This window comes from Lutibacter citreus (assembly GCF_003260195.1).
GTDB lineage: Bacteria > Bacteroidota > Bacteroidia > Flavobacteriales > Flavobacteriaceae > Lutibacter > Lutibacter citreus.
The window spans coordinates 493,608-513,785 of the sequence record NZ_QEIH01000005.1; the positions used below are offsets into that span (position 1 = coordinate 493,608).

Sequence of the window (20,178 nt, forward strand, 5' to 3'; positions counted from 1 at the left end):
TTTTTTAAATGATTTGTTGAACGGCGTTTTTACTGATTTCAATTTTATTTAGCTAAGAGCTATTGTTTCCCACTCTGGTATTGTTTCATTATTCAAAATGTTTATTAGTTCTTCAAAGGTTTGGGCTGATTCTTTAGTCTTATCAACATTAAAGTAAATAACCTTCTCTAAGTTGTCTTGCTCTCTTAAATTAGCTATCCATTTTTTAGCTTCCTGCGCATAAAATCTTAGGGCTTCAGTGGAAGTTGGAATCTCTGACGCTGCAAAAACTGATAATGGCAGGCCACCTCCAATTACCCAGAGACGGTCATCCATATCATCTGAATCGGGTAAAATTTCAAAAGATAATACTACAAGGCTTTCAGAACTTCTTTTATCTAAGTATACATTCTTTATTTTATTAACCCAATGGGCTTTAAGTATAAAGGAAATTCCCGTCTCAATAGCGACTCTAAATTCGGGTGGTTGTATGTTGGGAATATTTTCGGGGCTTAATTGTACAAATACACTATCATTATTAGGAGGCATAAATAAGTGGTTGTTTTCTATTTCTTCAAAAATTTCTTTTGAAGCAGAGTTCATTTTCTTATTGGTTGAATTTGCAATAATCAAGTCCTTCCCTTCGTAAAAAATATCCCATCCCAACATTTGAAATAATTTACGATTTGGCAAAAATAAAGAAGCTATAATGCGATCTATACTCTTATGATAAAATTCAAACGGTTCATCTAAATTATTATAATAATCCCAATTTTTTTTTAATATTGGAATATCAGATCTCTTTTGGAATTTAAGTAGCTGTTTTTTAATTTTTATTTGAGTTGGATACGTATCAAGCAGGCTCCAAGAATTATTAACAAGCTGTTTAAATTTTTTAGAATGCAATAGTTCCTCCTCCGGAAGCGTCAAGGTTTCTCCCATTTTAAATAGAAGTTCTTGTTTGGCATTGGCTTCCTTCCTTTTCTTGGCCTTCCTATTAAATATATCGTATACCATTTTAAAATTATTACCTACACCAGTAATCGTGTCTTTGATTTCATTTAGTTCACTTATACCAGGAATTGATCCAAATACAAATTTTTCAAAAAAACCACTTCTTGACGTTGTTTGATAAATAATAAGTCTCTTATTACTCAGTACAATCAAACCTTCGTTCTGATAAATATTTATATGTGCCGTTAACAACACTTTTTCAGTATCTGATTGCAAATACGTTTCTAATTCACCATTAATCAATTCAGGATGGATACATAAAAAAGGAAAGAAAGGATTGATATCTTTATTGTAATTTATTAGAGACATATTCGATTGTATTTATAGATTATTAAATGAGTTGCAATTGAATGTTGAAATATATACCGGTTACAGCGGTTTCATAGCGGTTTTATAGTTAGTTATTAGTTTTTAATTAGAAAAAACGCACTTAAGAACTATTAATTACATTGTTTAATTATGTAATTGAGTAAATAAAAATCGAATATAAAATCTGTTAGTATTTTGTAAGTGGTCTACAACCAATTAATAAATGGGGTTGGTGGTTGTAATTAGTTTTTTAGTATTTCATTAATATATATTGAACGGTATTTTTCTGGGTATTCAATTTGTACTCCGTGCGTTCCATTTTTAAATAAAAACCATTTTTTAGATGGTGCAACAATTGAATCAAAATATGCCTTTGCAACAGACGTTTCTGTAAAGTGGTCATTGTCTCCTTGCAATATATAAACGGGTACTTTCCATTCCGGAATATCGCGTATTAGGTTTATATTGATAGCTGTAGATTCTAAAATTTTAGAAGCAGGATAATAGGATTCAGGATTGTTTATCATATCAGTAAATTTTTCCTTAAACGTTAATCCATTATTCAAAAACATGTTCTTAATAAATTTAAAATCGGTTTCTAATTTTAGCGGTGCATATTTAAGTACAATGGTTCGTTCTATTTCAAAGGCTTCAGTTATTCCATTACTTGAATTATTAGAATAAGGCGGTTTACCAATTTGTTTTAATTGATTGATGGAAACAGTATCATTTCTTTTTTGTGCTTCTGTCATTACAAAATTGTAGGACAATTTTCCAGAAAGTGATTGATTAGCCATTAAACCACTACCAATAAAGGCATGAAATAATTCAGGTTTTTTCTGAACCATTAATGCGCCTACAGCAGTACCCCAAGATGTTCCTTCAATATAAATTTTATCCTTTTTGAATGTCTTTTTTAAGTAATTTGAAAGTTCCAAACCGTCATCTACAATTTGGTTTAAGGTAATTGATGAATCTGGAATGCTATCATTATAGGCAAGTCCAGAACCTCTTTGCTCCCAATAACAAACCGTAAATAAATCTTCTAAATCCACATTCAAAAGTTTATAAAACACAGGTAAAATAGGAGCGCCTGGTCCACCATGTACCATTAAAAGTATAGGGTTATTCATGTCTTTTCCTCTAATTGTAACCCTTTGTGGAACTCCATTTAAGGTCATATTCTCATGCATAGCTATACTATTTGGAAGTACATTACCTTGCCCATCTAAAAAAGGCTCTTCATTTCCAGAACTATTGATTTGGATTATTAATAAAAGAATTAAAATAATCCCAACAATTGCTCCCAAAAAAATCAGAAGCCATTTTCTTATCTTTTTTAATATTTTCATGTGCTCTTAATTAGTAGTTTCTTGTTTTTCTTATTACCGCTAAATTGATTGTGTATTATTAGTTACATTTTTTATGTACCTAATTTAGCAAAAAAAAGTTGAATATAAAATTCGTGATAAATTTTGTAAGTTGTCTATAACCAGTTAATTAAATGCACATGGATTAAGTTTATATTTTTTAAAATTTAAACAATAAATAGAAAAAACAAAAGAGTGAGATATTCCGTTCAGATTTGTGAAACACTAGATCTTGATTTTAAGTTTTTAAAATGTGAGTAGTTTTGTTCATTCCAAATTTCAGTTTTTATGGATAATTATGAAGAAATTTATGTTATCTACATTAGTAAAGCTAAGTAAATAGTAACAAAAAAAGTTTATTAATAAGAATAATAAATTTAGAATTATTATTCATATTATTATTTCAAAAATAAAGAAGAATTTACTTGTTTTTCCCCACAGTACTTAATATTTATACTTATTAAAAGGTGCTGAGTTTTTTGGATTAATAGGCCGATAAAAATTATTGCTGCAATCTCCTGTTTCAGCTACCGCATTACCACCATCTCCAAATGTTATAATGTTATCTGCTATAACACAGCTACTACTATTGTGTAATCTAACAACCGTTTGACTAATAAGTGTATGTATTATGTTATTGGAAAACATTAACTGCTTTGCGTTGTTAAACTGAATAAAAGATTGACCATTTGGTTCTGTATCTATAGTTCGTGTTCTTTTTCTACTATCTATATACTGTGTAATAGAGTTTCCTGATATATTCAGGTTTGTTGAGTTTTTTACATAGCAAAAAGAGCCATAGGCTGCAGCTCCAGTTGATATCTTCCAATTATAAATAGCATTACCCGTAATAGTTGAATTTACGATATTGTCAATTTCAAAACATTTGCTTAAATAGGCAAAAGTATTATTATGAAACGTTGAAAAAATAGGTTTTGCGAGCACCAACGCTGTTTCCATATCTGCAAATAAATTGTTGCTAACCATCATTCCTTGACCATTGCCATGCAGTCGTATTCCATAAGTAAGCTGTCCAAACCAGTTTTTATCAATATAACTAACATCACAATTAGCAATATCTATAGCAACATATAACTCCGTAAAATAGCATCCTGTTACTCTTAAAAGTTCACATTTCGAGACGCCTTTTCCTTTGGGTGCTTTTGGTAAAACTATGGCTTTCTGACCTTCTGTTTCAACTTCTTTATATCTATCTTTTGCAGGATACCAATGTAATCCTCTAAAGTTTGGTTCATCCCCTCGAAAACGGCTATACCCATCTGCTGTATTCACTCCTGTATTGTTATAACCAACAAAAGACAGGTTTTCTAATTCTACCTTTAGGTTTTGATTGTGCCATGGAGATTCACCCGAAGGGAAAGCTTTACTTCGTCCTGCATAGTCAAATGTTATACAATTGGGAGCACAGTTTTTTCCGAGTCGAAAAATAGTACCGCTTTCAATATTTGCACCATGAATATCAATACCTCCATGCCCATTTCCTACTAATTTTATGCTTGCCATTTTAACTACAATGGGGGCGTCTAAAAAATATACTCCAGGTAAAAAGGTAATAGTTGCAGAGACATCTTTTAAAGAGCAAAGTTCATCTAAAATAGTCTGTAACGCTTCTGAAACATCAATATCTCCTTTATTATTAAGGTGATAGCTGAATTTTCCGTGATTTGTTAAGGCCTCAACTGTTGCAAACCTTTCAGTTGTTACTTTTAATGTTGAAGGTTGTTGTTTCTTAAATTGTTGCCCAATAGCACTCATACTCATAACTGAAAGGAATAGGGCTATCAAACCATTTTTTTTTATTTTATATAAATTCATTTGCTTAAAATTATGTTACATTCTATTTTTATGAATATCCTACAATGAGTTTTTATAAGATTTGTTAGAGTGTTTGTTGTTTGTATTATTTCAAATTTAAGAATATATTTTATGAGGTGTTTAGATTTCGTTACTATTTCAAATCCAATTTTAACTGATCAATCATTATGTTAGTTTTATAAAGTCGCATATCGTTAAAAAATTTTGTTTTTAAATTTAGCTCATAATAGGTATTTAATAAAGTAATAAATTGAATTTGAACACTATTCCAGTCAACATTATTCCAAATTTGGTCATATATTTTAGAGTTAACTACGTTAATTTCTGATTGTTTATAAGGAATAGATTTTATGAAATCAAAATATAATTCATTTTTGTTGTTTATAATTTCGTTTATCATAAAGGAATACTTTTTAGTATATCCATAAAAACTAATTAATTCTTCTTGTAATTTGTTATCGAGTAAAGTAATTTGACCGGAATTTTGCATTGTTAAGAAGGTATTGTTGCTAACAATAGGGTATTCTGTAGACGCTACCATAATGTAAGGTTCTTTTCTAATAAAAGTTATTCCTTTTTTTATGAGGTTATTTAAAGAGTTAATATTATAATTTGGTTTTTGAATAATTGTTCTAAGACTGTCAATACTTTTGTTTTCTACTGAGCCAGAGATAAATGATATTCGAAATGGTAAACGTCTAACTCTAAATCATTTAGTAGCTCAGATTTATAAATGGAAACTAATTTTTGGTTATTTCCGTTTTTATTCCAATTATTGATTGAAAGTGCTATTAAAATTCCAATAACCACGAGTATAATTTCTCCTATTGCATAAAGCAAGTATTTTCCAAACTTACTTTCAGTTAGGTTTTTATAACGAATTTTTCTAAAGAATTTTATCATTGGTTAGTAGTTTGTTATTTAATCTAAATTTAAAAATAAATTTTAGGAGTTGTTTGAAGTTGACTTTTTAATCATAATAATTATAAATTTTTGAATGTGAGATTTTATAAAGATAGGTTTTTGTTATCTTCGTATAGAATAGATTGTATTTTTTAATTATTTAAAAACTTAAAGTTACATCTCTTATTCTATTTTTTAGGGAACCATGAAACTATAACATTCCAAGAAGGAATTACTTGATTACCTTGAGGTTTCAGCATTAGTATTTCTATGAAAAAGAGGAACGACTAAGAAGTTTACTATGAGTGGACTAGTACAATAAATTGTTGAGTAAAGTTGTTACGTTTGTCCTTGTCACAACTATCACCGTGAAAATTGTCTCACGCTAGAAAACAATAACTTTAAATACAATGGTCAATCGAAAAGTGCACTTTTTTACAAAGGACAAACTTCCGAGCTTAATATGGTTATTTATGGAGGGCAGGATTATAGAATATCTTTTTGTGCCGAACCTGAATTGGGTGATAAAATTGAATTCAAATTGAAGGATTCTAAGACGAATGACGTTCTTTACGACAATACGATTGATGAGTATGTTCAAAAGTGTTTGAATTCTCTTGTGCAAAAACTCGGCGTATTATTGTTGAGGTAACTGTTCCTGGTGATAAAGCAGCAAAGCTTAAACCTAGAGATATGGTATGTCTCGGTGTACTTCTTGAGCAAATGCCTACTCCGGATAGCAGTTTTCCTAATTAACTTTTATCATATTTACCAGCACTAAGTTTGGCTAAAATTTTTAATTTATATGGTTAATTGTAACGTATAGTTACTCTGTCTTTTTTATACGTAATGTTTAAAATTATACAACCTTTATTCGGGATAAATTACTTTCCATTCATTTCCATCAATGTCATTGAATTGAACAATTCCAAATTCATAATCATAAAAAATTTTGTTTACGTTTTGAAGAAGAGGGCCAAAAGAAAAATTATTTTGACTTTCATTACTTTCAGAATCAATAACAACTACTTCTTTAAATAAATGGTTGTTGATGCTAATTTGTGTTTTTTGAATTTCATTAAAGTCTGACAAAAAAACATTAACATTATCTTGTAATTCATTAATGCTATAAAATAGAGTGATATTCCACATTGGAAAATTCAATCCATTAACAAATTCGTTATTGTTTTTGGAAAACACATAGTTAACTTTTGAATAATCTCCAGAACTTGAAGAGTTACCTTGGTTCTCCATAATTTCCAGTCTAACTATTTTACTATCGTAATAATTTCCTAATATTCCACCACCCCCAGAAAAAGTACCATTTGAATAAGAACCTCTTTTTTCAGTAATATTAGAAATTACTCTAAAATTAAGTTTTTCATTAAACTGATTTTCATAAGTAATTATTTGATTAGGAGTATAATTGTATTTAATTAATAGTGTTTTGTCTTCATTATTAAATCTATAGTATGGATCTATTTCTTCATTATGATCAATTTCACATCCTGAAAAAATAAAAATTCCGATACATAGAATTAGAAGTCTCAATAAATTTTTCATAGTTAAAGTCTTTATACTATTAACGAATTTTCTTTCAGCTTGTTGCCAAAGAGTTTTTATATGAAGTATGAAACTAAGAAATTTGAAGGTTTTAGGACATAGAAAATTAGTTTTTTAGAGTGTTCGTAGGATTGTTATTTAGCATAAATTTTATACATGGTGGGGCATGTTATTCGTATTTAAGATACATTATGTGATTTGGATTTGATCGCGTTTCCGATATTTTGAAGTTATATTTTCCTGCAATCTTAAATCCTAATTTTGTGTAAAAATTTATAGCTCTTTTATTTTCTACCCAAACTGCCAGCCAAATTCCTTTCTGATTTTGCTTTTTTGACAATTGAATATTAAAATCAAATAGAGATGAACCTAATCTTTGTCCATAAAATTCTTTTAAAAGATATAGTCTGTCAAGTTTAGTTACGTTTAACTCATTTATATCTTTGTTAGAAGTGCTCAATTCAATTTTAGAGAATCCAGCAACTTTATCATTGAAATGGATAATATGGTATTTAATTTTCGTGTTTTTAAACTCTTTAGATATATTTTCTTTATTGTACGTTTTAGAAATAAAACTATTAATATCTTCGGTAGATGCGCTGTTTCCGTGAGATTCTAAAAATGATTTTTTTCCAATTTCAGCAATTAATTCAGAATCTTCAATATTTGCTTTTACTATTTTAATCATTGGTTTAATCATTCATTATTTTTTACTAGAAATCTGTAAAATTAATATTTTTAATTCGCTTACCTTGGGTTTTTTAACTTGCTATACTGTGAATTAGAAATAAAGTTTTGAAGTTAATGGTAGTGTGGCAATTAATTATTTCTGGTGTTAACTTTAGTTTATTTCTATTTCATTTTTTAGCATAATAGTAAGTCTAGCAAGGGCAAACATTGATGCTGCTTTACTTTCTTTAGGAGGGAAATTTAAGTTATCACTTTTAGTATATAATTGGCCAGTTGTAGAGCGAGATTGCATCCATAACATATAGTCTGCACGTGTATTGGCCCATTCATATGCTGATGTTTCCGTTAAGTTGTCTAACCCCATTATTGAACATTGAATATCAAACATGAAAAAATTATCTACAAGGTTAACTGACCAATCAGTGCCATTAGGATAATAAACTGTAGCATAAAGTTTGTTTGCATCTTTACGGTAAATTGTTCCTCCAGGGGCATCATAAGTTGGGCTTTTCCATTCAAATTCTACAAGTTGTTTGTAGATATAGTCCATATTCCAAAATGCTGCCTGTAAGCCTTTTTGTTTGGATAAAGCAAAAACTAATGGATTCCATAAATTTATATTTGCTGCAGCAGTGTAGTCCGGATGTATGCGATTGTGATTATAAACATATCCATCTTCATGCATGTTCCATCCCGTTATCCAATTATTTATTGGTTTTCCATCAATAATAGTTTTTCTTTCTAAATCAGATTTGCGAGCATATGCAGAAAGCATCCACTGGCTTGCTCTATCTTTCCACCATTTGGTATTCTCATGTTTTGGCATTGTAGCTAATGCTAAGGATAAAATATTGGCATTCCAGGCATTTTCTTCAGCTTTTGTATCATTGGTACAATTGTTACAATACGGAGGTTCTTTATTGAAATTATCAGCTTCCATAATGATCATTTTATTTAATTGTAATTGTGTCTCTTTATCCAATAGATCTATAGATATCCAAGCTCCAAAGCCACTATAAAATGCCCAATGTGCGCATTGCCAACAATTCCCCCAATTTCCTCCATTGGCTTTATGTTTTTTTAAAAGTGATTTAATTAATTTTTTTTGTATTTCTTTTGCTTCAGAATTCGATATTCCTACAATTTCCTCATCATAAATATCTAAAGATAATGCAATTCCTAGCGCTAAAACTGTTTGAGCTGGTGGTCGAATAGAATGTTCATTAATTCCATTAAATTCGTATAAACCAAGAGAATCTTTTTTTAGGGTATTTATCTCATTATGAAGTACAAATTTTAATGCATTATTTGTCAGGTTGTTAATTTTTAAAGTTAAACTGTCTTCTGTTTTTTCTAAATTTAATCTATTCCATTGAGGTGGTATTTGTCCAAAAACATTCATTTGGAACATTGATAAAATAGACAAAACTATGATCATTATTACACTTCTCATATTCAATTATTTTCTTTTTTCACTTTAATTAATACTAACGGAATTTTATAAGATTTATGGCGTGTTTAAGCATCTAATTTAGCAAATAAAAACCGAATAGAAAATTCATTAATATTCTTGTGAATAGGCGAGAGGCAACAATTTATCGCGCAGAATATTAACCTTAGGAGTTATGTTTTTTTAAATAATAATCCCATAATTTTAAATCCTTTAATTTCATTATTGTTATTTCTAATAAATTCAATTGGACTTATGGATATTTCAAGCAAATCTTTTGAGAGGGAATTCATTTCTTTTTTCCAAGCACCATTTCTGTAATAGTAATTAAGTTTTCCATTTTCTAATTGAATTTTTTTACTAATTTGAAACTCTTTATTAAAGTATTGTCCTTCATATTCCTTTAATTCTTTTTCTGAATGTTCGTAAGGATGAAACGTTTTAAATAACCAAGGTTTTTCATTTTCAAATTCATTGTAGGTGAATTGTTTTTCGTTTTCGCTAAAATTGAATTTAATAATGGCATTGCCATCTTCTCCAAATAAAAATTTATTATTTCCTAGTGGAATTAATTTTGCAATTTTATCACCATCTAAAGTGAAAACTTGTAGCTGATCGTCTATTAGCTTTATATTGTTAATTTTTCGATCCACATCATTGTAATAGTATAAATAAGAACCTTCGTATTTTTTTAATTCTTTGCTTGTTAGTTTTATTTGTTTATTATTAGATGGTTTTATTTCAGTTTCTTTATTTGGAGTAATATATAAATCAATCAGCTTAAAAAAACGGTCTTTAAAATCCCAATTAAAGGTATTTTGGGTTGTGAAAAAGGCAAGGTCTAATTCTGGGAAATAAAGGTATTTTGATACAAAACCGCTACTAATCATACCGTCAAATCCCATTGCTTTGTAACCGTTGTGTGTTTCAAATTCTACACCTAAACCAAAATTGATGATAGTTCCATCATTCAGCTTGGCTTTTGTAAACATTTTCTTCCAAATTTTAGGTGTTCCTATGGTTGAATTTTTAATATTCTGATGCCATTGAAACATATCTTCAGGATTTGTTATTATTTGTCCATCACCAGCAAAATACAATCCGTATTGATGTGTTTTATAAAACTCACATTCGTCTTCTGTATAACCAATAGCCCTATTTGGAATTGTTCTGTAAACGTCTATATTTAAAATAGTATGTTGCATATTAAGTGGCTTGAAAATATGGTCTTGCAAGTAGTTTTCAAACGACATTCCAGATGCCTTTTCAACTATTGAAGCCAATAAAATATAATTTGCATTGGAGTAGTAAAAATAGTCACCTGGTGTAAAGTTAAGTTCTTCAATATTTGTAATAATATTAACGAGCATTGAATGTCTTATATAATCTCTCCAATGAATATCGCACACTTCAAGATAAGGATCAATCTCTTTTATACCACTTGTTTGGTTTAATAAATGCTCAATGGTTGGGTTTCCTTTTTTATAGCGAGGCAAGTTTTCAATGTATTTGTATGCAGGATCTTTAATAGATAGTTTTCCTTCTTCTTCTAATAATAAAATAGCTGCAGATGTAAATTGTTTTGCTATTGAGCCAATGTCGAAAACTGTTTCACTTGTTATAGGAATACTGTAATCAAGGTTAGCATTTCCATATTGTTTTTCAACAATGATTTTATCTCCTTTAAATACTGCAACAGAAAACCCGGGTTCGTTATTATTAACTTTATATAATTTGTCAATTTCAGCATCTAAATTTTGGGAATTTACAAAGTTGGTTAGTAAACAAAATGATATTAAGGTGAAAATAAACGCGGTTTTATTCATATTGCTGGTTTTCTTTAAAAGACTATATTATTTTTGGATTGTTACAGTTGAGTAAGTTTTTATTACGGCTAACGTGTTTATGTATATTATAATTAGTATTCCTGTTTTAATCCTTGTTACATAGTTTGTTTCAAATTATTGCAAAAGAGTTTTATATGGTTTGTTGAATGGTTAAGCAACTAATTTAACAAATTAAAACCGAATAGAAAATTTGCTAGAATTAGTTTTAAACTAGATATTACTTAAGTTATATACAGTTTAGTATTTTTTTTCAATTTTTTTTACCTGTTCTAATATTATTCCAATCAGAATAAAAACTAAACCTACAATTGTTGAAATTAAAATTTTTTCTCCTAAAACAAAGAAAACAATAACTAAAGAAAGAAATGGAACCAAATATATGAATTTGCTCACTTTTGCAGTTGTTACAGATAACTGAAGAGCTTTAGACCATAAAACAAAAGTAATTCCCATTTCAAAAACACCAATGTAACTTGCTCCAAGCAATCCTTTTAAATCTGGGATTATAAGTTTAGAATACGATAATGTTGCAATAAAAATATAAATAAGTCCAAAAGCAAAATTCAGGAATAGTTTTGTGGTTTCATCTCTTTTATCTTTTGTATTATATATCCAAAAGAAAGCCCAAATTACAGCCGTACTTAAAGCTAAAAAAGCACCAAATAAATTTGTAAAACTGAAACCCAAAATATCTCCTTGAGTAGATATTATTAAAACTCCAAAAAAACTAACAATAATTGCTACAATACTTTTTATGTTAACTTTTTGATTAAGTATGGGTATTGATAGTAATATTAACATTATAGGCCAAGTATAATTTAAAGGTTGTGCTTCTTGTGCGGGTAAGAGGGAGTAGGCCTTAAATAATAATATATAATATAAAAAAGGATTTAAAAATCCTAAAAGAGCAGAATGTAGGTACTCTTTTAAAGAATATTTCATTAAGCTTTTCATTTTATTCTGAGTAATTAATATAACCATAAGAGTTATGGTTGAAACAAAAGCAGAAATTAATAACAGTTGTAAAAAATCTAAATATTGTAAAGTTAATTTAAAGGCAGAAGCAACAGTAGACCAAATTAGGACGGCACAAATTGCATAAAAATATGCCATTTTTTGATTTTTCATTATATACCTTATTTTTAGTCAAACATATAAAATAAAAGAGTACAATATATGTGTAAATTAAAAAAGTACAAATTTTACAATGGCCTCAACTTAATAGGAAAAATGAATACTTTATTTTCTAAATATATTTTTTAGAAACTAAAGTTTAAAAATATCATATTTTAAATTTTAAGTTAGTAAGTTATGATAGTTGCGCTTAACAATTTTGTATGATAATTGTGCCATTGGGAAATAAAAGTTTTTAATTAGAAAAAAACAAGTAATTTGAAGAACTAAAGAGATTGCAAAAATATCCATTCCACTTTTAAAGCTATCCTCAATTAATTTAAATTCTAAATGGTTTTTGTTAGGTGTTTTATTCATTCTTAAATGCAGTACAACTATCTATAATATCTTCGGATATCCCAAAATTAATTAGGGATAACAATTATTAAATACTAATATTTTAGCAATTTTATAGTAGTAATTCAAATTTAAATAAAAAAGTTAATTTACTAATAGGTGATTAGTGGATAAGTTAATTGAAAATTTAGGTGGCTTCTACTTTTTTTTGCCACAGTACTTTTTTTTGTGTAGTTATTTCTTCAATTTATTTATTCTTTCATATTCAGATTCCATTTTTTGAATTTCAGTACTTCGGTCTTCTTGGTTTCTTTTTAGTATAATTAATAATTGATTAATTTCTTTAATTGCATTATCGTAAAGTTTTAGGCTTTCATATATTTCAATTTTTATTCCGTAAATCCATTCATTGTTTTGGTCAAGTTCTTTGGCTTTGTCCGCTAATTTTAATGCATTTGCTAAATCAATTCCTCGATAAGCTAAATAACCAGAAGCACCGGCGTAATTGTCCGATACTTTGTTTTTTCCACTTATTAATTCCTCCCTAATTAGTTTTTCAATGTTTTCGTTAGTTGATGTTTCAATATCAAAATTAATTTGAATATTAGCCCAAGAAATATACATTCTTGCATTATGTTGGTTTAATTCAATATCGAAATTTAATGTCTCGTAGAAACGGCTTGATTCTGATGGAATTACTACGAAGCGTGCAATGTCATTTTTGAAATCATAGTTGTAGCTTCCATATAGTGAAGTATCCTTATTAATAATTACAATCCATTCCTCTAGGTTTGGTATGGTGAATATTGAGTAATTTCCAGCTGGTACTTTCTGACCTTCAATTTTAACATCTTTGTCAAATTTGATTTTAGTACAATTTCCAGCTCCAGTCCGCCATACTTTATTCCACGGAACTAATTCACCAAAAATTTTCCTTTTTCGAACAGATGGTCTTTCGTATTCAACTTCTATCAGAGTGTTCCCTACAGTTTGAGAAATATTCCCTTTAGGGCTAAATGAAGGGTAGTTGAAATCTGTTTCCTGTCCGTTAATTTGAAAACTTATTAATACTAGGCTTAAACTTATTATAAAATTTTTCATTTATAAAGATTGGTTTTTAATTACGCACAACGAGTTTTTATATGATTTGCGCGACTGGAAAATCTGAGATTTTACGGTTGTAGCAAATCGGTTTGTTAGAATGTTTGTCGATTTGTAATTTAGTTTAAATGTAAGCATAAACTTTATAAGTTGTTGCTGGGAGTATTTTTATCATTTCTATGATTATCAAATGTTTCAACTGCAGTTTTTAAAAATCCTATAAGACCAATTCCTAAAACTATAGCTCCAAAAGATAACTCATTAATATTCTCGTTTTTTGTAATAAAATAACCGAAAATTCCGAAAGATAATATCAAAAAGGTTGTCATTGAAATCATAATAATTATTATTTTTCCTTTTTTCGGGTTTTCCCATATTTTCTTTTCGAATTTGAGCGATGTTTTTGAAGTGTCTTGAAGTGTTGAAAAGCTAATTGCTAATCCAAAAAAAATGAATAAATAATTATAGTTTTCAAATAGAATGCTAATATTTTCAATTAAATACTCCATTCCATTAAAATAGGGTTTAATTGAAAAATATATAGCAAGTATTAACAATGGATATTGTAAATAACTTAAAATATGGAATATTTGTCTAGTACTTTTCATAGAGTAATTATTTTCTTGATTCAATTTCAGATTTAATATCATTCAGGTTATTATAAAAAAGAATTAAAAGAGGAAGTAATGTAATTGGTATAATAATTATTGCTGTAATTCCTTTTTTTACAATTGAATAAATAATTACTCCAATAAGGAAGCATAAAACTCCAATAAATGCAAAAAGAATCATTTTAAGATTTTTTTCATTTTTCTTCAATTCTTCAAAGCTTAATTTACTCAATTTATTTTCTTTCATAGTTTTTATTTTTGAAATTAGATTTTTTTTAATCCTATTACAGTGGAATTTTATAAGAATTTAGGGAATAGAAAATCTCTGATTTTTCCATTGTTGCTAATTGTTAATTAAATGTTTATCGTTAAAATTTAGTTTAAAAGTAAGCATAAATTTTAGGAATTGCTGCCTAACGATTTTTATTCCGTAATGATTATACCTTCAATCATTTCTTTTTTATTTGGTTTTTCGAACCAGTTTTCCATAAAGTTAAAATCTTCTTTGCAGACTTCAAATTCAAAAGTTTCTCCTTTTTCTGTATTTCTTTTAATAACTCTATTCAACCTAGTTTCTTTTGATATATCTAAAAAATGTATTTTTAATTTGTAACCGTTCAAATCTGCATATTTTCTAAATTTTTCACGATGTTCAAATTTTGAGAGTCCTAAATCTAGAATAGAATCAGTTTTTGAGTTTTCGAGCTGACTAACTATATCCATAATTATTTTTTCAGATCGTTCTATTCTTTCAAGAAACCATTTTAGTCCATCAGTCGGTTTTTTGTCATCAAGAAAAAGTGTTTTGTTCCACTTGTCAATTGAAAAAATAATTCCTTGAGTTTTTCTTTTCAATTCTAATGAATATGTTGTTTTCCCAGAGCCTGTATTTCCAACTATTAAATGTATCATTTTGTTTTTTCTAATGTTTAACGAAAGCGGTATATCCTAGTTTATTAAGCCATTCAGCTATCTCATAACCTTCTAAATCAATAGCCAGTATATTATACCCACCACTAGGGAAAATGATTATTCCGACATCGGAATTATTTTGTTTAATAGGTTCATAAACCACTAAAGCAGGGTTTGTAATATTGGTTAATCTAACCACGTTACCTTTTGTATTATCTATTTGTACAGGTGCACGTTTTTTTTCTTTTTCTCCAGGTACTTTATCTGTCCATAAAAAAAATGTATCTCTTGTTTGAGCTTGAATTATTGAAAAGAAAAAAAGCATAATAACTGTTAAAAAAAACAGTTTATAATTTCCCGAATATTTTTCTAATAAGTTCATATTTTAAATTTCTAGTTGAGCTTTTTGTAAGCGGTTTAGTGTATTAGTAGTAGCAATTTTGCACCAACCTTTGTTTTATGATTATACTTTAATCACTTATATACAATTTTAGCACACGTTTTTATTCGTCATAAATGTACAATTAATGGTAATTCAGGTCGTAAATCATATGATTTTCCCTGAATATTATTATCAAAAAAAAGCTCCATCAAATGTTCTTTTCCATTTTTAACTGTTACATTTTCAATTCCGTTTACTACTTTAATTGTTTCTGTATTTAAATTTAAATCGTTTGAAGTAATTATAATATCAGTTATCTTTTGTGCTCCGTTTGGATGCTTGTAAAATTCTCTCCAAAGTGCATATTCTTCTGGAATATTCTTTAAGGCAGATAATGTTTCAAATCTTTCCGATTCAATTTTAGGATAGACAACAAAAATGGAAGGTTCTTTAAGGTGCGTTTTTGAATTTTCTGCGGAATATATGTTTGCGTTTTCTTCCATCCAATCTTGATGGTAACGAATTTTTTTAAATGGTATTTTTTCTACGTTATAGTCATTTACTTTTAAAGCAATGCTAAATGGGGAAGCTCCATTTTTTTGAAAGTTGGCTCTTTCAATAAAATCTAACTTGTTATTTTTCTTATTATTTTCCTCCAACTCGTTTTGGCCATAAACAAAAATTAGTTCGAGATAACCATTTAAAAAATTGAAATATCGTCCTGCTGTTCCTTGTCCTTTATGAACTTGCGAAAGTGAGTCGGGAACAGAAGTAAATCCAATGTTGTTTAATCGTTCTTTTGCTTTTTTAGGATTTGTAACCCAAATATTGAAATGGTCAACCTCTAAATCGGATGAAATATTCAAAGTCGTTTGGTTTGTTTTGAATTCGTTTTTTTTTTCGTTTTTACAAGAAAAGAGTCCGATAAATAGAATTAAAATTATTATGTGATTATGTTTGTTCATACAAATGTGTGTTAGCGGTTTGAATAAACGCCCGTTTTAATAGCATTTATTTATTGTTATACAAAGTTGTATTTTGTTTTTTTGAAAATTTTTCAGTTAATAAATCCCATAGCTCAGGGTAACCATTATCATATCCTAGCGCCCAGATTCCAACCCCACTTATTTTGTTCTTTTTTATCCAATCGTATTTAATTGATAGTGATTTCACGTCTTCAAAAAACAATTGTCGATAGTCTTTAACACTATCTTTAATGACAATATAACTTGAAGAACTTTTAGAGTCAAAGTGTAGTGGAATATTTAAAGAATCAATATAATACTCCCTTATTGACTTATAAGTTGGATGAGATTTGAATCTTGTAACAATTGCTCCCATTTCAGAATTTTTGGTGTACCATTCAGCTCCGTAATAAGGTAAGCCAACAATTAATTTATTGAGATGAACGCCTTTATTTTCATAAGCATTAACGGATTCTTCTATACCATTACCAAATTTCATACTTTTTTTAAGAGGCGATACAGGTCCAGTAGTTTTACTAAACCCTCCATAATAGTCATACCCCATTAAAGTGTAAAAATCTACATGTGAATCAATAGTTTTAATATCAAAAATATTGTTCCAATCTTCTGCATAGAGGCAAAGAGAAATCATATATTTTGGATTAACTTGTTTGAGCTTCTTTGAAACTTCAAGAATAAATTTTGTAAAATCCTTTTTATTTTTTTTTGATACTCCTTCAAAATCAATATTTATACCATTAGCATCTCTTAAAGCTAACAAATTTGTTAAACTATCAATTAGTGTTTTCTGAGCCTTTGAGTTTTTTAGAAAAATAGAATTATTATCACTTCCAAAATTAGAAACGGAAAGAAATACTTTACAACCATTCACTTTTGCACTGTCAATTAAGGCAGTTGTTTTCCACTGATGTATGCTTTTATAATTACCAGTTTCTGGTTGTATTGCGTATGAAAAGTAGGATAGCCCCCATAACATAGGGAAATTGTAATTTTTCCATGAAGAACCGTTAGAGTAAATGTGCCAGCCAAATGTGCGGATGTCAGGGTGAACTTTCCCTTTTTTGTAAAGTACTTGTTCAAGAGAAATATTATTTAAACTATCCCATTCCTGCTCATTCTTGAATTTAAAATCGCTCATTTTATTTTCGTGTAAATGGCGTTGACTTATAAATTCTTTTTTGTCTGATATACCTTTTGAGTTTTCATCTTTGCTCGTATTAATACAACCTGTTATAAGAATTGATGAAGTAAGTATGATTATTAATTTTTTCATCTAAATTTTGTATAGCGGGTTTTGTAAGGTTAGTTGCGTCTGGAAAATCGGAGATTTTTCTGCCGTAGCAAATCGTTAGTTGAATGTTTGTCGGTTTGTTATTTAGTTTAAAAGTAAGGATAAATTATTCTTATTGTTGGTTAAAGGTTATTTTAATCATTTTGTCGAATTGTTTTTGTTTCTCAATTTTCATAGAATCAATTTGTTTCATTAAGACATCATTTTGTTTTTTTATTGAATCGAAACCTTTTATCAGTAAAATATTTTCCTTTTCTATTATTGAATTATCTTTCTTTAAATCGTAATTTAAATTAGCAAAATAAAACATTGTTACAAATGAAAGTAAAGCAATAACTATCGGAATAATTTTCAGCTAAGGCGTTTTTGGTTTTAATGATTTTTTATATTTCAAATTACCTCCAAAGTTTTGTGCTTTTCTTCCTTCCTCTGTCAGTTTAAACCAATCATTTTCTTTTGTTGTAGCCTTGAAGTAACCTAACTCTTTACCATATATTTTACAGAATCAACTACTTTAAAAAAAATATTTTTTCTCTTCAGTTGTATTTATATTCAAATGATTTTCAGCGAGTATATTATTTAAGCTAAAAGGACTCATTCTTGAAACATCTTTTAGAACTATATCTAAATATTTCTCATCTATTTTCTTTTCTATCTACTTTTTACAACGAGATTTTATGTGTTTAAGTGCGACTTAAACACTTGTTATTTTTCTTTTAATACAAATATAGTTAAAGCACTTGTTAGTTTGTTATATAGTTCGAATGTGAGAATAAATTATATGAGGTGTTGTAAAGCGTTAATCTATTCCTTTTATTTTATTCAATGTTTCAGTTTTCATTATGTCTAATTCCATTTCATAATTATATTTAGGTAAAAACACCCAATATTTTTCTGCGTTATTAAAATCTCTTTCTAATTGGATATTTAATGTGTCATTTTTTGAAATTATACTTACTAAATATTTTGTCTCTGGATGAGAATGATTATTAAAATAAAAACTATTCACATTTGATAAATCTGTTAAAAGTTCTTTCTTATTCAAGTTTTTTTCTTCTTTTCCATTTATTAATATTCTTGAATCGTTTTTAAGAGCAAATTCTGATTTTTCAATTATTTCATTTCTCAATGTAGTACTTATTATCATATTCAATCCAATTATCAAAAAGACCATAAAAATTATAAATGCTATTCCAAACAACGTATTGTTCTTTGGTTTTGAATGAAATAAGAAAGCTATTCCAAGTAACCCAATGAAAAATATTGATAAATATATAAACAATAAATTTTCTCTTACTTCTATCAAAAACTCAATCATATTAAGAATGCTGCATTCAAGGTTCTAACGCATCAAAAGTTGCTTTTTTTTAGCGATTTTAAGCAACCAATTTAGTAAATAATATTCATTTTTGCCACTAGTTATTTTTTATAGATATTGTTGTGTCAGAAAACTCTGATTTCCATTTCCATAATAATATATTCCAATCAGTAATTTAGTTTCGTGCGGAATTATAATTTCTTTACCGCTTTCATAGCTTGTCCATTTTGTTTTACTTAAAATACTTATCAACTTATTGTCAATCTCATTTTCAAATCCGCTTACTGTACTTATACTTTTTATGTTAAAATTATTGGAAAAATTTATCTCATATAGACCAAATCTTTTATTAAGTTTTACACCTTTAAAATTTTCCAAATCCTTGTATAGATTTGATTTTTCTTGATATCTAATTTTGTTAACGTATTGAATGTTTTTACTTTTTAATGTATTCAGTATTTCAAGTTCTCTATTTTCTTTTTCTAATTCTCTTTTACCTTTAAGAGTCTTTTTTTTGAAAAATTGAGAATAATTTAGATACATAATTCCTGAACACATTCCAATACCATAATTTCCGTCTTTGTTTTTTCTGGCATATGCTATTAATTTTGTTTTTACAGGAATAAAAATATCACACGAAGTTCCAAATCCATTATCACTTCTCCCGTAAATATAAATTGATTTTAGTACATTTCCTTTATATAATTCGTTAATTTTTATATCAGCTTTATATCCAAGTTCATTTTCTTTATTTGGATAAATTTTCACTATTGTTATGTTTGCAACAAAATCTGACTCAATATATTTCTCTGTAATCTTTGGAGGATCGCAATCACAAGCAAAAGCTCCGCTTGAAAATAGAATTATCGTTAATAGCAAAATCTTTTTCATAATTAGTGGCAACGGTTTGGAGCATGATAAGTTACGAGTTTGAAAACGCAATTTTCCGATGTTTAAATTTAAGTTTTTATGTTTTAGAAACATTCTGTTTTGTTGGATTTAGCATTTTTTTCACCCATTGTGCCTGTTGCACAAACACGAGTAAATATAGCCAAAAAGTTGTAAAAAAGGGTTAAATTTTGTACTTTCATGGTATGCAAGGCAAGAAAGAATATCAAGAAAAATTGTTTGCAAACTTTCAATTAA

The 20,178-nt window shown here is 28.0% G+C and carries 19 protein-coding genes; all 19 read right to left on the minus strand.

Annotated elements, in window-relative coordinates; all coding sequences use genetic code 11:
• Positions 1-48 precede the first annotated feature (48 nt).
• Positions 49-1,302: a hypothetical protein gene (locus DAD81_RS13045; RefSeq protein WP_111708707.1), complete on the minus strand. Its 1,254-nt coding sequence runs from the start codon at positions 1,300-1,302 to the stop codon at positions 49-51.
• Between the two features lie 242 nt (positions 1,303-1,544).
• Entirely contained in the window at positions 1,545-2,654 is a 1,110-nt protein-coding gene (locus DAD81_RS13050; RefSeq protein WP_111708708.1) for an alpha/beta fold hydrolase, read from the minus strand.
• A 462-nt stretch (positions 2,655-3,116) separates the two neighbouring features.
• A complete protein-coding gene (locus DAD81_RS13055; protein WP_218939706.1) occupies positions 3,117-4,508 on the minus strand; it encodes a NosD domain-containing protein in 1,392 nt (463 codons plus the stop codon).
• A 133-nt stretch (positions 4,509-4,641) separates the two neighbouring features.
• The gene (locus tag DAD81_RS13060; protein WP_111708710.1) at positions 4,642-5,049 is read right to left on the minus strand and encodes a hypothetical protein; all 408 of its coding nucleotides are present in this window, start codon (positions 5,047-5,049) and stop codon (positions 4,642-4,644) included.
• 116 nt (positions 5,050-5,165) lie between these two features.
• Positions 5,166-5,411 (minus strand): DUF6090 family protein, encoded by a 246-nt coding sequence (locus tag DAD81_RS13065; RefSeq protein WP_111708711.1) that lies wholly within the window; start codon positions 5,409-5,411, stop codon positions 5,166-5,168.
• A gap of 870 nt (positions 5,412-6,281) precedes the next feature.
• Positions 6,282-6,974, minus strand: coding sequence for a hypothetical protein (locus DAD81_RS13070; RefSeq protein WP_111708712.1), 693 nt, complete (start codon positions 6,972-6,974; stop codon positions 6,282-6,284).
• Positions 6,975-7,143: 169 nt separating this feature from the next.
• Complete coding sequence (locus tag DAD81_RS13075) at positions 7,144-7,662, minus strand: GNAT family N-acetyltransferase (protein WP_245949264.1); 519 nt, start codon at positions 7,660-7,662, stop codon at positions 7,144-7,146.
• A 153-nt stretch (positions 7,663-7,815) separates the two neighbouring features.
• Complete coding sequence (locus DAD81_RS13080; RefSeq protein WP_157961130.1) at positions 7,816-9,117, minus strand: hypothetical protein; 1,302 nt, start codon at positions 9,115-9,117, stop codon at positions 7,816-7,818.
• 170 nt (positions 9,118-9,287) lie between these two features.
• Positions 9,288-10,940: a serine hydrolase domain-containing protein gene (locus tag DAD81_RS13085; RefSeq protein WP_111708714.1), complete on the minus strand. Its 1,653-nt coding sequence runs from the start codon at positions 10,938-10,940 to the stop codon at positions 9,288-9,290.
• 258 nt (positions 10,941-11,198) lie between these two features.
• Positions 11,199-12,089, minus strand: a complete 891-nt coding sequence (locus tag DAD81_RS13090) for a DMT family transporter (protein ID WP_111708715.1) — start codon at positions 12,087-12,089, stop codon at positions 11,199-11,201.
• 576 nt (positions 12,090-12,665) lie between these two features.
• Positions 12,666-13,532, minus strand: coding sequence for a DUF2911 domain-containing protein (locus DAD81_RS13100; RefSeq protein WP_111708717.1), 867 nt, complete (start codon positions 13,530-13,532; stop codon positions 12,666-12,668).
• A gap of 143 nt (positions 13,533-13,675) precedes the next feature.
• A complete protein-coding gene (locus DAD81_RS13105; RefSeq protein ID WP_111708750.1) occupies positions 13,676-14,140 on the minus strand; it encodes a hypothetical protein in 465 nt (154 codons plus the stop codon).
• A gap of 7 nt (positions 14,141-14,147) precedes the next feature.
• Positions 14,148-14,390, minus strand: a complete 243-nt coding sequence (locus DAD81_RS13110) for a redox-active disulfide protein 2 (protein WP_111708718.1) — start codon at positions 14,388-14,390, stop codon at positions 14,148-14,150.
• Between the two features lie 176 nt (positions 14,391-14,566).
• Positions 14,567-15,055, minus strand: coding sequence for an AAA family ATPase (locus tag DAD81_RS13115; protein WP_111708719.1), 489 nt, complete (start codon positions 15,053-15,055; stop codon positions 14,567-14,569).
• Positions 15,056-15,065: 10 nt separating this feature from the next.
• The gene (locus tag DAD81_RS13120) at positions 15,066-15,437 is read right to left on the minus strand and encodes a hypothetical protein (RefSeq protein WP_111708720.1); all 372 of its coding nucleotides are present in this window, start codon (positions 15,435-15,437) and stop codon (positions 15,066-15,068) included.
• Between the two features lie 128 nt (positions 15,438-15,565).
• Positions 15,566-16,303: a VOC family protein gene (locus tag DAD81_RS13125; protein WP_157961131.1), complete on the minus strand. Its 738-nt coding sequence runs from the start codon at positions 16,301-16,303 to the stop codon at positions 15,566-15,568.
• A 145-nt stretch (positions 16,304-16,448) separates the two neighbouring features.
• Positions 16,449-17,696, minus strand: a complete 1,248-nt coding sequence (locus DAD81_RS13130; protein WP_111708722.1) for a glycosyl hydrolase family 18 protein — start codon at positions 17,694-17,696, stop codon at positions 16,449-16,451.
• An 817-nt stretch (positions 17,697-18,513) separates the two neighbouring features.
• Positions 18,514-19,032, minus strand: coding sequence for a hypothetical protein (locus tag DAD81_RS13140; protein WP_111708724.1), 519 nt, complete (start codon positions 19,030-19,032; stop codon positions 18,514-18,516).
• 108 nt (positions 19,033-19,140) lie between these two features.
• Positions 19,141-19,923, minus strand: a complete 783-nt coding sequence (locus DAD81_RS13145) for a hypothetical protein (protein ID WP_111708725.1) — start codon at positions 19,921-19,923, stop codon at positions 19,141-19,143.
• Positions 19,924-20,178 lie beyond the last annotated feature (255 nt).